Annotated in this window: 15 protein-coding genes; 6 read left to right on the top strand and 9 right to left on the bottom strand. The window is 68.7% G+C overall.

The annotated features are described in order from the left end of the window. Positions 1-250: hypothetical protein (locus ACZ52C_RS41650; RefSeq protein WP_469079737.1), on the top strand; the 250-nt coding region annotated here is incomplete at its 5' end. A 1,100-nt stretch (positions 251-1,350) separates the two neighbouring features. Here the strand turns inward: ACZ52C_RS41650 and ACZ52C_RS41645 are convergent. Then, entirely contained in the window at positions 1,351-2,361 is a 1,011-nt protein-coding gene (locus ACZ52C_RS41645; RefSeq protein WP_469079736.1) for a hypothetical protein, read from the bottom strand. Positions 2,362-2,477: 116 nt separating this feature from the next. Here ACZ52C_RS41645 and ACZ52C_RS41640 point away from each other — a divergent pair, with 116 nt between their 5' ends. Both ACZ52C_RS41640 and ACZ52C_RS41635 read left to right on the top strand, forming a co-directional pair. Beyond that, on the top strand, positions 2,478-3,134 hold the full coding sequence (locus ACZ52C_RS41640) for a TetR/AcrR family transcriptional regulator (protein WP_469079735.1): 657 nt from the start codon (positions 2,478-2,480) through the stop codon (positions 3,132-3,134). Positions 3,135-3,597: 463 nt separating this feature from the next. Further along, positions 3,598-3,807 (top strand): hypothetical protein, encoded by a 210-nt coding sequence (locus ACZ52C_RS41635; protein ID WP_469079734.1) that lies wholly within the window; start codon positions 3,598-3,600, stop codon positions 3,805-3,807. Between the two features lie 5 nt (positions 3,808-3,812). Here the strand turns inward: ACZ52C_RS41635 and ACZ52C_RS41630 are convergent, their stop codons facing one another. From ACZ52C_RS41630 to ACZ52C_RS41615, 4 genes are all read right to left on the bottom strand, one after another. Continuing rightward, positions 3,813-4,301: a DUF6924 domain-containing protein gene (locus tag ACZ52C_RS41630; RefSeq protein ID WP_469079733.1), complete on the bottom strand. Its 489-nt coding sequence runs from the start codon at positions 4,299-4,301 to the stop codon at positions 3,813-3,815. A 240-nt stretch (positions 4,302-4,541) separates the two neighbouring features. Then, positions 4,542-4,694: a hypothetical protein gene (locus tag ACZ52C_RS41625; protein WP_469079738.1), complete on the bottom strand. Its 153-nt coding sequence runs from the start codon at positions 4,692-4,694 to the stop codon at positions 4,542-4,544. A 263-nt stretch (positions 4,695-4,957) separates the two neighbouring features. Then, positions 4,958-5,827: an alpha/beta fold hydrolase gene (locus tag ACZ52C_RS41620; RefSeq protein ID WP_469079732.1), complete on the bottom strand. Its 870-nt coding sequence runs from the start codon at positions 5,825-5,827 to the stop codon at positions 4,958-4,960. Between the two features lie 105 nt (positions 5,828-5,932). Beyond that, positions 5,933-6,937 (bottom strand): NADP-dependent oxidoreductase, encoded by a 1,005-nt coding sequence (locus ACZ52C_RS41615; RefSeq protein ID WP_469079731.1) that lies wholly within the window; start codon positions 6,935-6,937, stop codon positions 5,933-5,935. A gap of 141 nt (positions 6,938-7,078) precedes the next feature. On the opposite strand from ACZ52C_RS41615, the gene ACZ52C_RS41610 reads away from it, so the two are divergent. Then, entirely contained in the window at positions 7,079-7,489 is a 411-nt protein-coding gene (locus ACZ52C_RS41610) for an alpha/beta fold hydrolase (RefSeq protein WP_469079730.1), read from the top strand. A 192-nt stretch (positions 7,490-7,681) separates the two neighbouring features. Here the strand turns inward: ACZ52C_RS41610 and ACZ52C_RS41605 are convergent, their stop codons facing one another. The 3 genes from ACZ52C_RS41605 to ACZ52C_RS41595 form a co-directional block, all read right to left on the bottom strand. Next, positions 7,682-8,254, bottom strand: a complete 573-nt coding sequence (locus ACZ52C_RS41605) for a TetR/AcrR family transcriptional regulator (RefSeq protein ID WP_469079729.1) — start codon at positions 8,252-8,254, stop codon at positions 7,682-7,684. Between the two features lie 222 nt (positions 8,255-8,476). Continuing rightward, complete coding sequence (locus ACZ52C_RS41600) at positions 8,477-10,366, bottom strand: propionyl-CoA synthetase (protein WP_469079728.1); 1,890 nt, start codon at positions 10,364-10,366, stop codon at positions 8,477-8,479. A 240-nt stretch (positions 10,367-10,606) separates the two neighbouring features. Further along, positions 10,607-11,518, bottom strand: coding sequence for an alpha/beta hydrolase (locus ACZ52C_RS41595; protein WP_469079727.1), 912 nt, complete (start codon positions 11,516-11,518; stop codon positions 10,607-10,609). A gap of 419 nt (positions 11,519-11,937) precedes the next feature. Between ACZ52C_RS41595 and ACZ52C_RS41590 the strand changes: the two genes are divergently transcribed. Together ACZ52C_RS41590 and ACZ52C_RS41585 are read left to right on the top strand one after the other, a co-directional pair. Further along, positions 11,938-12,213 (top strand): enoyl-CoA hydratase/isomerase family protein, encoded by a 276-nt coding sequence (locus tag ACZ52C_RS41590; protein ID WP_469079726.1) that lies wholly within the window; start codon positions 11,938-11,940, stop codon positions 12,211-12,213. Then, positions 12,149-12,493: an enoyl-CoA hydratase/isomerase family protein gene (locus ACZ52C_RS41585; protein ID WP_469079725.1), complete on the top strand. Its 345-nt coding sequence runs from the start codon at positions 12,149-12,151 to the stop codon at positions 12,491-12,493. The genes ACZ52C_RS41590 and ACZ52C_RS41585 overlap by 65 nt, the downstream gene beginning before the upstream one ends. Before the next feature lie 462 nt (positions 12,494-12,955). Here ACZ52C_RS41585 and ACZ52C_RS41580 read toward each other — a convergent pair. Continuing rightward, positions 12,956-13,202: zinc-binding dehydrogenase (locus ACZ52C_RS41580; protein ID WP_469079724.1), on the bottom strand; the 247-nt coding region annotated here is incomplete at its 5' end.

The following is a 13,202-nucleotide window of genomic DNA, read 5'->3' as shown; positions in this document are numbered from 1 at the left end:
ACTGCGGCGGATAGTTCTTCATGACCACGAGATGTCCGTTCTCAGATCCTCAGGATCCAGTGTCTCGCGTGTCCAGGATCAAGGGTCAAGGCCCCTCGGCACGAACGGGAAATCGGCCGTCGCCCTGGAGGCGCCCGGCGAGTCCGGTATCCGGGCGCGGATGCGGTCCGTCTACGTCAAGGGTTCGTCCGGCGACAACGTCAACTCGACAACCTACGGGGCCTGGAAGTACCTGTACTTCTCCAAGTAGCCCGGCAGGTCCGGGCCGAGGAGCGCGTCGGCCGAGCCAGCGGGCAGAATCCCCATGCCCGGGCCTTCGCCCGTATCCGACACCGAGACACCGCCCCGCTCGCTCATGGGCCTCGTCTGTGCCCGCAGGATGCGGGCGATGCGCCCATGAAGCCGAGGGGCCGCTCTCGTAGCCGGGGATGCGGAAAACACAGACGCACGGGGCTGATGGAGATGGCGTGATCGAGGCAGGAGCCCATGTCGCGTTCGTCGGTCCGCTGCCGCAGCGCCGCCTCCATCACCTCGGGGTGCAGCGTACAGCGGTGCGGGCGGGCCTTCAGATGGGTCACACCAACGCGGCCAGGGTAGCCATTCTCGCCGCGCGGCGGTTGCCCTCGTGGGGTTCAACAGCCGTACGCGGGTGGGCCGGTGAGGGCCTGGGTGCGGCCGTCGAGCCTGAGGCAGCCGGCCGGGTGGGCAAGCCCTGCGGTCCAGATGCCCGGGCCGGTGTCGTACTCCTGGCGTGGTGGCGTTGGTGGCGAGTGGACGGACAGGCGAGCAGACACTGACGGCCGCCTCGACAACCCCGACGGCGACACCCTCTACCCGCCGCCAGGCCGCCCGCGCCGAAGCGGAAGAGGAGCAGCGCCGGGCAGCTGATCGGGAGTCGGGGCAGCCGGGGTGCACGGAGTGCGGGGAGAAGTTCACCGACCAGCGCTGGGAGGAGACCGCCGCACGGGATCCCTGGAAGACCGGCAACCTGTACATGTGCGGCGGCAACTCCTGGGCCGACTACCTCGCCGGCGGGGAAGCCGCCGCCGAAGCCGCCCGCCTCCAGATCGTCGTATGCGGTTTCCATGAGCTCGCCATCTTCTCTTGCGGTGTGGCTGCGTCGGCACCGCACAGCGGACCCGTCCGGCAAGCCGGAACGCGTGGCCGCATCCAGGGAGACGATATTCAGGAACGGCTGAGGGTACGGGTGATACCGGCTGCGATCGTCGTCGGGAGTAGCCAACCGGTGATCGGCACGCTCGCCTTCGCGCAGCGCCGCCCCACTTTGCTCGGGATCTGCACTGCCGCGCAGTGCAGATCCCGAGCCGTGGTCACCGTGTGCGGGGCCTGTCACCTCCGATACCGCTGCGCCACTGCCGCGAAGGCGGCCTTGGGTTCCCATTCCATGTCGGGGTAGGTCTGCCCCCGGCGCCCTTCGAGGAGTTTGACGATGCCCAGGCCGGCCCGGTCCAGATCGTCCCTGGGGTCGCCGTCCGGGCGGTGCGGGTAGCCAGGCAAGGCGAACAAGAACACGAACGCGCTGTCCACGCCCTCGGTCTCGAAGATCTCCAGCAGTTCGCTCAGATATGCGGCCTGGCCGGCCTCGTCACGCTCGTATATGCCGTTCAGTCGTACAGGGGCTTTGGTCTCTGGGTCGTGCTCGACCACTTCCAGTACCCGCCCACCGCGGTCTCCCGCGCCGCGGTAGGCCGCAGTGCCGAACCCGGTGATAGCGAGCGGCTTCGGGCCTTGGGCCAGGGTGCGCACCGCGTCCCGGAACCGGTCGGCGACCTCGGCGGAGCGGATCAGCTCGAACGTCACAATGTCGAAGGGCGTCCAGTCGACCTGCTCGAACTGGATGGATGCGTAGGTGAGTTTGCCCTGGAAGCGCTCGCGGACCGTGGCCGTGGCGTCGCGGAGGAATGCGTTGATGCGCACGCCAAGCTCGCGCATCGCTTCGGCCCGCCGCTCGGGTTGGCTCATCAGCTGCTCGACCCGCTCCTCGGGGCTCTCTCCGGGCAGGAACCCGCGGTTCATCACGCTCAGCTCGACCCCTGCGACGAACACGACTGTGGCCCCTTGCTGCCGGAGCCGTTCCGCTCGCTCGGCGCAGTCACGGAAGAGCGTGAGGATCTGCTCCGGATCCAGCTCCAGCGGATAGGGCGAGAACCAGACCTCCAGGCCGAGTTCGGCGGCGGCACCGGCGGCCAACTCCAGTCGGTCCGGGTCGCCGCCGATGATCTGGACCGCGTTGCAGTGCAGGTCGTCGCGGATGATGGCGAGCTCGCGCCGGACCACCGCGGGGTCGAAGTGCTCGCGGGACATCTGGCCGTGCACGACGAATCCGCTGTCGTAGGTCATTCCTCTTGCTCGCATGGTGACGTCCTCTCCGTCGGTCCCGGTCGGGTCGAGGCTGACAGTAAAAGTGCGTGCACGCAAGTTTGCGTGTGCGCAGCCCTGTGTGAAACGCTGACGCCGTGACGACACCACCACCAGGGCTGCGGGAGCGGAAGAAGCAGGCCACGCGTGAGGCGCTACGCGAGGCGGCCCTGCGCCTGGCCGTGGAGCGCGGGCCGGACCAGGTGAGGGTCGAGGACATCGCCGAGGCGGCCGGGGTCTCGCCGCGCACCTACAACAACTACTTCGCCAGCCGTGAGCAGGCGATCGTCTCCGCTGTTACCGCGGACCGGGAGGCGCGGATCGCGGCGGCGGTCGTGGCCCGGCCCGCAGGGGTGCGCCTGGCTGACGCCGTCACCGAAGCAGTGGTCGAGCAGTACACGAACACCGGTGAGCGCGAACACGAGGCACTGCTGCTGATCACCACCCGGACCGCGCTGCGCGACGCGTTCCTCGACACCACCGCCGACATCGAGCCCCCTCTCACGGCGGTGATCGTCGAACGCCTAGGTGACGCCGGAGCGCACACGGCCCGCGTTCTCGCGGCGAGCGTGGCCGCGGCGGTTCGCATCGCATTGGAAGGCTGGCTCCAGCCGACCGGACACGCGGGGGCCGCCGGGAGTTTCGGCGCCGGAGGACTGGTCGTGCCCTCCGGCTCACTGCCCGACCAACTCCGCGCGGCACTGGCCCCGCTCGCGCCCGCGTTCGACGCCGCCGAGCGACGCACCCAGCCGTGAAGTCGACCCAACTGGGGCATCCGCTGGGCAAACAGTAGATCCGGAACGTGCCGATGCACCCGGCCGTCATCATCCTCGTTAGCCGATCGAATGTAGATGACGCCGTGTCAGATCGCGATCCCACGACTGTAGTACCAGGGTCTCTGCCGCACTCTTGCGGATCTCGAACTCCATCGGTCCCCCTTGGGCTGGGGTGTTGGGACGACTCCCAGAATCAAGACGGCAGCCGCGATCCGAGTGAAAGATCACCGGCCGGGTGGGACGACGCTGTCGGCAGGCTGCCGTGAGGGCGTCGGCGACCAGATCGGTCCGCAGGTGATCGGCCGTCGCCCAGCCGGCAGGCTCTCGGCACCGCAGCCGTCCAAGGCCGCAAAGCAGGGCCCGCCAGCCTGCACGCCGACCTGGCCATGGCCCGCGAGGAGATCAAAGAACTTCGCGCGGAGGCGATCAGTTTCGAGGCGCCATGCGGCAACAGCTCGGACATCAGCTCGACCAGATCAGCAACAGGAAGCTGGCCGAGAGGATCACCGAACTCAGCGAAGCCAACAGGAAGCTCGAACACGAGTGGGCCGGGCTCCGGCCACTCGTCGATCACGTCCAGGAGCTTGAGCGAGACCTGGCCGCCGCCCGCACCAGCCTGCGGCAGATGATCCGCGAGGGGAATCAGCAGTAGCTGGTTCAGAAGGACCGGTAGATGCGGTCGGGATCGGCGAAGGCCGCCTCGGCAAACTCCGCGAAGTCCATGTTGGCGATCGACAGATTTGCGTGCACGTCGTGGACGCCGGCTGGGGCGGTCCGGAACTCTCGGGGCGGCGGGGAGCCGATAAGCTCCTGGTAGTACATCGGGTCGAGGTCTTCCTCTTCGTCCTCGGTGATGTCGAGGGCGAGCAGCGCGCGATGGGCAGACTGCATCGTGACCCGGTCGGCGAGGAACACAACACTTAGGTTCTCGTCCCGCCTCGCCTCGTTGAGGACCTCATCGGGCGTGCGATCGGCCCAGGCGGGATCGTCGACCAGGTGAACAGAAAGTTCAAACTCGCCGTCGTCTCCCCACGGCTGCGCCAGCTCGGCGACCACCGCCTGCCACGCGGCCTCGTCCCCGTAGTCGGTCCGGATGATCAGGGCATCGAATTCGTCACGCCCTGCAATCTCAGGCAGCGCTTTCACGCGACCCCTCCCACAGTGCCCGGCATGGGTCTGGCTGTCTCATGAGCCACCGACAGCACCTTCGCGCGCCGCCTTGACCTTCGTCGTTGACGCCACTGACCTTACGTCCTTTCTCACGGGGACGGCGACTGACCTGCGTAAATGGTCAGCAGATCTAGATAAGTACGGTGACGAGCCCGAACGAGATCGCGCGTCGAAGACGCTCGCGGGCATGGGGCTGCACATCCAGGGCCCCGAGCCCTACCAGCCTAGGAGCCCCGTCACGACCTGGCACGAGCACAGCCAGGCGCTCGCCGCGGACCTATGTGTCGGCGTCCTCGTGCGGCTTCGGATGAACCGCGGCCGCACGCCGGGCTCGCCAGGCTCCCGGGTCGTACAGTCCGTTGGCTCGATCGCGCACCGCGCGGCGGGCAGCTCCTGACCGCGAGCGCGGTGGCATCACCGGCAGCCGCGACCTCCACCACAGCCAGGCCCGCCCGGCTCTGCCCCGTGCGCGTCAGCGACCGCAGCCGACCGAGGGGAGTCCAGCCCCCCGACGGTCAGCTGACGCCTCGCCCGCCTTGCGCTGTCCGGTGCCGGATGGCCCAGCGCTCTGCTGGTCGGCGGGCGTCGACTCGATGGCCGTGAGGCCCCACTCCTGAGACAGCCGCTCAGGTTCAGGACTCGAGGAATTCAAGCGCCCGGGACACGAAGTCATCGTGGCACTGGAAGACACCGCCGTGTCCGGCGTCCGGGTAGAGGGGGATGAGCTCGCTGTGGGGCAGGCGGGCGGCCAGGTCGAGTGTGTTCGGGCTGGGCACCATCCGGTCGTTCTCGCCGTTCGCCACCAGGACCGGTTGGCGAACGGCAGACAGGTCCGACGGCGCCTGGCGGCCCCATCGCTTGACGGCCTTCAGCTGGGCGCGGAGCGACGGCAGCGAGATGTCCTTGTCGCGGTCGTCCGTGCGCTCCTTCAGCCGCTCCAGGAAGTCGCGTCCGGCCTGCCGGCCGCCTGCGGTGTCGGTGAAGAAGAGGGAGAGCTTGGGGTCCTGGCGGGTCAGGGCGCCCTTGAGCGTGGCCTGGATGGTGAGTGCCGGGACCTTATCGATGCCGGGGCCGCCGGCGGGGCCGGTGCCGGCGAGGATGACCTTGCGGACGAGGTGCGGCTCTTCCGCCGCGATGACCTGCGCGACGAAGCCGCCCATCGACAGGCCGAACAAGTCGACCTGGTCGAACCCGAGAGCCCGGATGAACAGCACGGCGTCGCGGGCCATCGCCTCGATCGTGTCGGGTGTGGAGCCGCTCGATGCGCCCACTCCGCGGTTGTCGAAGGTGATGACCCGACGCCGTGCGGCGAGTCCGTCGACGACGCGCGGGTCCCAGTTGTCCAGCACCCCGGCCAGGTGAACCAGGAGGATGAGCGGTACGCCGTCCTCGGGGCCGAGTGCCCGGTAGGCGAAGTGCTCGCCGCGAACGGACACGGAGCGGGTCGCCGCGTTCTTGTACGAGGCCGTCGAGGGGGAGGGAGAGTTCCGCGATGTGCTCATGTCCGGATCCTTCTGTAGCGGGTTTCAGGGTGCTTTCGTGCCGCGGACGGTGGCGCGTCCATCCGGTGTGCGGGAGTGCCCTGACGCTCCGGCAGGGCTGGTCCCTCACGTCATCCTGACGACGACCTTGCCCGCCTTTGCGTGGCCCGCTTCGAGATACTCCAGTGCTTCCCGGGCCGACTCGAACGGGAAGACGGTGTCGACGACGGGGCGGATCCTGCCGGCCTCGACGAGAGGGGTGAGTTCGCGCAGCTGGTCGCCGCTGGCCTTCATGAACAAGAACGAGTAGGTCACATTGCGGCGCCGGGCGGCACGTCGGATGCGGAAACTCAGTGCGGACATCGCCAGCCGGATGACGGGACTGGCGCCCAGCTCCCTGGCGGAGGCGGCATCGGGGGGACCCACGACACTGATGACCGTTCCACCGGGTTTGAGCACCTCCAGTGACTTCTGCAGCGTCTGGCCGCCGAGCGAGTCCAGCACGACGTCGTAGTCGTGCAGCACTGTCTCGAACGCCTGCTTCTTGTAGTCGACGACGACGTCCGCGCCCAGGTGCTTCACGAGGTCGACGTTGGCGGTGCTCGCGGTGGTCGCCACATGCGCGCCCAGCTGCTTGGCCAGCTGGATGGCGATGGTGCCCAGGCCGCCGGAACCGGCGTGGATGAGAACCTTCTGACCCGGCTGGAGACGTGCTCGCTCGACCAGCGCCTGCCACGAGGTGAGGCCGACCAGGGGAAGGGACGCGGCCTCCTCCATGGTCAGCGAGGCCGGCTTGATCGCCACGTCGTCCTGGTGCACCGCGATGAGTTCGGCGAACGTGCCGATCCGGTTCATGTCGGGCCGCGCGAAGACCTCGTCGCCCACCGCGAACCGCGTGACGGCCGACCCCACTTCGATCACCACTCCGGCCAGGTCGTTGCCCAGGACGAACGGGACCTTGTACGGCAGGACCGCCTTCATCTTCCCGTCCCGGATCATGCGGTCGAGCGGGTTGACGCTCGCGGCATGGATGCGTACCAGGACGTCGTCCGCGCCCACCTCCGGGTCCGGCACTTCGCCGACGCGCACGCCGGCCTTGTCCCCGTACCGTTCTACGGTGAGGGCCCTCATCGTCGTCTCCGTATCTCGTCCGCGAGCGGACGGGGTGCTGTGCATTCCGGGCAACCTATAGAAGTACGTTCATAATCCTAACGTGGTGACTCGATGGGCAGCAAGCGGGGCTTTCGTCATCGGGGCTGAGTTGGTGTGGGCGTGTGCGCTGGCTGGCGTGCGGATGCCCTGTTCACTCTCCAGGACCCCAAGCAGTTCCTCGTCTTCACCCGCACCGCGAACGGGCGACGGGCCGGGAAGGAGTGCCTGGCCCGTCTCGAGGAGCGCACCCACGGCCGGGACAAGGTGATCTCCCTCATCTCGTACAACAACAAGCTCAAGCCCATTCACCGCTGGGGCCTGGAGAAGCCCCACGATCTCTCCGCCATCAAGCAGCCCATGCTCGTCGCCAACGGCGAGAGCGACAGAATGGTCCCGACGAAGAACTCGCACGACATGGCCCGGCGACTGCCGAACAGCGAGCTGGTGATCTATCCCGACGCCGGCCACGGCGGCATCTTCCAGTTCCACGACCAGTTCGTGCAGACGGCGCTCGAGTTCCTCGAGGGATAGTGGGCGCGCAGTGCGGTCGACGCCCGGGCCAGGGGCTGCCTCAGAGCCGCAATGCCTTTGGGCGAGTGGCTCGGGCGGCCCGGTCGGAGTCACTGCCCGCAGGTCCGGCGACGACCAGACCGGTGTCCGGAGCCGTCATGCGTGACGTGTGCTTCTGGCTGGAGAAGCCCCGGCAGCGCATCTCAGCGCATCTCAGCGCACGAAGGCGAGACCGTTCTCGATGCCCTGCTCGAGGATCTCGTCGGCGAACTTCCGGTCTGAGAGGGCGCGGGACAGCTGCAGCGTTCCCACCATCATGGTGTAGAGCCCGATGGCCTTACCGCGAGCGGACTGTGGGTCCTCGGGTGACAGGCGGGCGGCGATCTCTTCGAGGATGTTCTGCGCGCCGTCGGTGTAGGCCCGCTTGGCCCCGTCCTCGCAGCGGCCGATCTCGTCGAGCAGGGCGGCGGAGGGGCATCCAGTGCCCGGATGGTCCCGGTGCGCAGGCGACAGGTACTCGCGGATGAGGTCCTCGAGTCCAGCGCGGCCGGGCCGCAGCGTGCCGTACGCGTCGATCTGCGTGCGCAGTTGGTCGGCGATGACGTGGGCGACGAGGTCGTCCTTGGAGGCGAAGTGCGCGTAGAAGGCTCCGTTGGTGAGCCCGGCGTCCGACATCAGCGTGGAGATGCCCGAGCCGTCTATGCCGTCCTGCTTGAATCGCCGGCCGGACTTCTCGATGATTCGTTGCCGGGTCACCTGTTTGTGCTCCTTGGTGTAGCGCACCACGAGCTTCCTCCATTCGCTCCGCGAGGACATCGCCCCAAGCCAAGCCTAAGGCATGACCTGACGCACGTAATATCATCACGCGAGTCCTGACCGATGGCTCAGGACCGGCGGCGGGCGCCGGGTCCCAGCCGTGCGGTGACGTCCCCGGGCGTGAGGTGTCGGCGCACCGACGCCCGTCGGTGTGGAACGTCCTCCCCGTGTTTCATGCCCTGCGGCAGCCGTTCACGGCGTGTGACCGGCGCGGCGAAGAACCGGGCGCAGGGTTTCGATGACGCCGGGGTCGTCCACCGTGGAGGGGATGGGCTCGTCGTGGCCGTCGGCGATGCCGCGCATCGTCCTGCGCAGGATCTTTCCCGAGCGGGTCTTGGGCAGGGCGGCCACGACCGCGACGTCCTTGAGGGAGGCGACGGCGCCGATGCGCTCGCGTACGAGCTGGACGAGTTCGGCCTCGACCTCGGTCGCGTCGCGGTCGATGCCGGCTTTCAGGACGACGAAACCGCGCGGGATCTGGCCCTTGAGTGCGTCGGCCACGCCGATGACGGCGCATTCGGCGACATCAGGATGGGCGGCCAGGGCCTCCTCCATGCTGCCGGTGGACAATCGGTGTCCGGCGACGTTGATGACGTCGTCGGTGCGGCCCATGACGAAGACGTAGCCGTCGTCGTCGATGTGGCCGCTGTCGCCGGTGAGGTAGTAGCCGTCGTAGGCGGAGAGGTAGGAGGCGACGAAGCGGTCGTCGTCGTTCCAGAGAGTGGGCAGTGCGCCGGGCGGCAGAGGAAGCTTCACCACGATCGCACCGTCGACGCCCGCGGGCACGGGCTCGCCCGAGGGGTCGAGGACGCGGACGTCCCAGCCCGGGAGCGGACGGGTGGGGGAGCCGGGCTTGAGGGGAGCGGTCTCGATGCCGACCGGGTTGGCGACGATGGGCCAGCCGGTCTCGGTCTGCCACCAGTGGTCGATGACCGGGATGCCCAGGAGAGCGCTCGCCCAGTGGTAGGTCTCGGGGTCGAGGCGCTCGCCGGCGAGGAAGAGGTAACGCAGGCCGGTCAGGTCGTGGTCGGCGGTGAGCGTTCCCTTCGGGTCCTCCTTGCGGATGGCCCGGAAGGCGGTGGGCGCGGTGAACATGGTCTTGACCCGGTGCTCGGCGGCGACACGCCAGAACTGGCCCGCGTCGGGCGTGCCGACCGGCTTGCCCTCGTACAGGACCGTCGTGGCGCCGGCCAGCAGGGGCCCGTAGACGATGTACGAGTGCCCGACGACCCAGCCGACGTCGGAGCCGGTGAACATCGTCTCGCCGGGGCCCACGTCGTAGACGGCGCCCATCGACCAGTGCAGGGCGACCGCGTAGCCGCCGCAGTCGCGAACGACTCCCTTGGGTTTCCCGGTCGTTCCGGACGTGTAGAGGATGTACAGGGGGTCGGTGGCGGGCACGGGAACACAGCCGACCGGCTGCGCGGCGGCGACCAGATCCGCCCAGTCGAGATCGTCGGGCCCCAACTCGGCTGGTTCCTGCGGGCGTTGCAGGATCACACTTTTTTGCGGTTTGTGAGCCGCGAGTTCGATCGCCTGGTCGAGCAGAGGCTTGTACGCGATCACACGCTTGCCCTCGATGCCGCAGGAGGCGGAGACCACGACCTTGGGAGCCGCGTCGTCGATGCGCAGGGCGAGTTCGCGCGGGGCGAACCCGCCGAAGACGACCGAGTGCACCGCGCCGATCCGTGCGCAGGCCAGCATCGCGACAGCGGCTTCGGGGACCATCGGCATGTAGATGACGACCCGGTCGCCGTGCCCCACGCCCAGCCCCGCCAGAGCCCCGGCGAAGGCCGCCACCTCGTCCCTCAACTGCGCGTAGGTGTAGGTGCGCCGGGTGCCGGTCACGGGTGAGTCGTGGACGAGTGCGGGCTGTTCACCCCGGCCGGCCTCGACGTGCCGGTCGAGCGCGTTGAAACAGACGTTGAGCCGTCCGTCGGGAAACCAGCGGTAGAAGGGCGCGCCCGAGGAGTCCAGGGCGCGGTGCGGGGCGACATCCCAGTCGATGCCTTCCGCCGCCTCCAGCCAGAAGCGCTCCGGGTCCTCGGTGCTGGTGCGGAAGACATCTTCGTACGTTCCCATCGCGCACTCCTTTGTGGCATCGGGACGGTGGTGTGATTCGCGTGGTGGTATCGGGACGGTGGTGTGGTCATGGGCGGAACGGTGTCGGACACACGTACCGTATGCCGGTGGGCGTGGTCGAGCAGGATGCCGGTGACCGGTGACCGGTGACCGGTGACCGGTGACCGGTGAACTCGGTCACCGGCATCGCGGTGGTGCGGCGGCCTGGCGGACAGGCCTGACGTCAGGCGCGGCTTTCGCTCACGCGCCGAGGTGCTTGCGGAGCCACTGGCCCATCTGTCCGATGGCCTGGTCCACCTCGGGTACGCGTCCGGCGCCCATGATGAACGAGTGCTGCCCTTCGGGCATCGCGTGGGTCTCGGTGGTGACCTTGAAGTCCGCGAGGCGACGGCCGAGCTGCGCACCGTCGTCGGCGAGGGTCTCGTACTCGCCGTAGTGGACGAGTGTGGGCGGCAGGCCGGACAGGTCGGCGTGCACGAGGCTGATCTGCGGGTCGGTGAAGTCCACGGCGGGATCCTGCAGCCAGGCTCCGCGGAAGAACTCCAGCGTGCCTCGGCTGAGCATCTTGTCGTTCGTCTCGTTGGCGTCCACCGCCAGGTTCTGGAGCGTGAGGTCGGTCCAGGGGGAGACGCTGACGATCGCGCCGGGAGTGGCCTCGCCCTTGGCGAGCAGGCGCAGCGGCAGCATCACCGCGAGGGTGCCGCCGATCGAGTGGCCGGTGCTGCCGATGTTCCGCGGCTCGTAGCCCTGCGCGAGCAGCCACCGGTAGGCGGTCTCGGCGTCGTCGAGCTGCGCCGGATAGGGGTGCTCGGGCGCCAGGCGGAAGTCCACGACCAGCGAGCGGGCGCCGGCCGCCTTCGCGATATGGCCCGCAGCCTTGCGGTCGGAGTGCATGGAGGCCGCGACGGACCCGCCGAAGTGGAAGTGCAGCAGCGCGCGGTCGGGATCGGCGCCCTCGGGGATGGCCCACAGCGCGGGGACACCGTTCGCGTCGACCTCGGCGTAGGTGACGCCTTCCGGCTCGGTCGACGCCTTGTGGCTCGAGTCGATGATGTCACGGATGACGGCCAGGTCGAGGCCCGGTGTCGACGACTTCGCGCTCACACTCGCGAGGAACTCCGCGAACTCGTGTGCCTCTGGGCTTACTCCCATGGTGGTGCTCCTTCTCGGGCGGGTGCCGTGGCGGGTTCCTCTGCGGCAGCCGGGTCGATGTGCCAGTCATGACGCTACTTGCTGAGTATAGAAAAGTAAACTCAGAGGTGGAGGTCACCCTCATAGGTGCGAGGAAGCCCTTCGGGGCGTCGGAGATGGGCTGGCGGAGTTCGTCGAGGCGCTTTGCGCCCCGTGCAATGATCTTGAGGCGCCTGCCTGCCCTTCAGGCCACGGCATCGACGGCGAGTCAGGGAACGTGATGGCCACGACAGCCGGGTCCGCGGGGAACGAGAAGACGAGCCCTGACTGATACCGCCGCGGTCGAGATTCTCGCCGACGTCCACCGGGGCGTCGGCCGCATCCTGCTGAACTGGCCCAGGGCGCTCAACGCCCGGATCGCCGAGTGGCCCGTGCCGGCGATGCCCGAGACCGAGATCGGGTTCCTCCCGGACATCGGGTCGAGCTACTTTCTGCCGAGGCTGCCCGGCGCGATCGGCATGTACCCGGGACCGGCCGGGCAGAGGATCGACGCGGCCGATGCCCTGCACGCGGGGCTGGTCACGCATTTCGTTTCCGCGCACCTGCTGGACGCGGTGGGCGACACCCTGTCCGACAGGCCCCGTCGAGCCGGTGGACGTCGTCTTGAACCGTCTCGCCGGCCGTCTCGCCGACCGTTCCGCCGGTGCGGAGAGTAGGTGGGCGGAGGTGCGCGGGGACGTGGACCGGGCTTTCGGCGCGTCGACCCTCGGCGAGGTCGAGAAACGCCTGCGTCACCTCGACACCCCTTGGGCGGCAGCCGCGTGGGGCGCCCTGGAGTCCGCCTCGCCGCAGAGCCTGGAGGCCCCCCACGCCCTACTGGCCCGAGGCAGGCAGCGCACGTCGCGCGAGTGCCTCGACGCCGACTCGCCCTCACGCGCACGGCCATCCGCACGCCGGACTTCCTGGAGGGCGTCCATGCCGCCCTGGTCGAAATGACCGCACTCCCACCTGGCGACGTGCGCCGCTCGGCGGACGGACGCTGCCGCCCTGAGCATGTCCGCCCTGAGCAGGACATCGCCTTGCGAGAGGGGCAGGAGGGCCGCGCGTCGACGAAACGGGAACGCATCGCGCTCGCAAGCTTCCGCGGCAGATGTTCGACCGGGCCAGGAGCCATGCGGCAGCCATACTGCCCATCACAACCGGTATGCCGCTTATGCGAGCGGTCCGACCGCGTCCGTGCAGAGCCGGATCCCATCGACCACGGCGACAGCGCGCCACCGTCGTCACGGTTGCGCGCGTTGTGGACCGAGTCGTGGCGAGGTCGATCTACCGGGGTCTGAGGCGACAGGGCACACTGTGCGCGGGCATCTCAAGCCGCGCGCCACGCGTGGACCGCCGACGGGATCGTCCTCTGATGACCGTGCCGGAACCGTGGGGTTGTTGCCGGCCGGCTTGGTCTCAGTCGTTGTCGGGCGCCATCGAGATCACGACTTTGCCGGCTTTCGTGCGGCCCTGCTCGACGTGCGCCATAGCCTCGAGTGTCTGGTCGAAGGGGAAGACGCTGTCGATGACCGGGCGGAGCTTCCCGCTGTCGTAGAGGGCGCCGAGTGTGCGCAGCTGGGAGCCGTTGGCCTGCATGAAGAGGAACTCGTAGCGCACACCCAGAGCCTTCGCCTGCTTGCGGATCTTGCGGCTGAGGGTGTTC

The sequence above is a fragment of the Streptomyces sp. NPDC034049 genome, assembly GCF_055575575.1.
This window is presented reverse-complemented; position numbering and strand designations above follow the sequence as displayed.

What these genes read in the sequence shown, in the direction of transcription:
- ACZ52C_RS41645 (WP_469079736.1), bottom strand. Translation starts at nt 2,361, where the DNA reads ATGACCTACGACAGCGGATTCGTCGTGCACGGCCAGATGTCCCGCGAG.
- ACZ52C_RS41635 (WP_469079734.1), top strand. Translation starts at nt 3,598, where the DNA reads ATGCGGCAACAGCTCGGACATCAGCTCGACCAGATCAGCAACAGGAAG.
- ACZ52C_RS41620 (WP_469079732.1), bottom strand. Translation starts at nt 5,827, where the DNA reads ATGAGCACATCGCGGAACTCTCCCTCCCCCTCGACGGCCTCGTACAAG.
- ACZ52C_RS41615 (WP_469079731.1), bottom strand. Translation starts at nt 6,937, where the DNA reads ATGAGGGCCCTCACCGTAGAACGGTACGGGGACAAGGCCGGCGTGCGC.
- ACZ52C_RS41600 (WP_469079728.1), bottom strand. Translation starts at nt 10,366, where the DNA reads ATGGGAACGTACGAAGATGTCTTCCGCACCAGCACCGAGGACCCGGAG.
- ACZ52C_RS41595 (WP_469079727.1), bottom strand. Translation starts at nt 11,518, where the DNA reads ATGGGAGTAAGCCCAGAGGCACACGAGTTCGCGGAGTTCCTCGCGAGT.
- ACZ52C_RS41590 (WP_469079726.1), top strand. Translation starts at nt 11,938, where the DNA reads ATGCCCGAGACCGAGATCGGGTTCCTCCCGGACATCGGGTCGAGCTAC.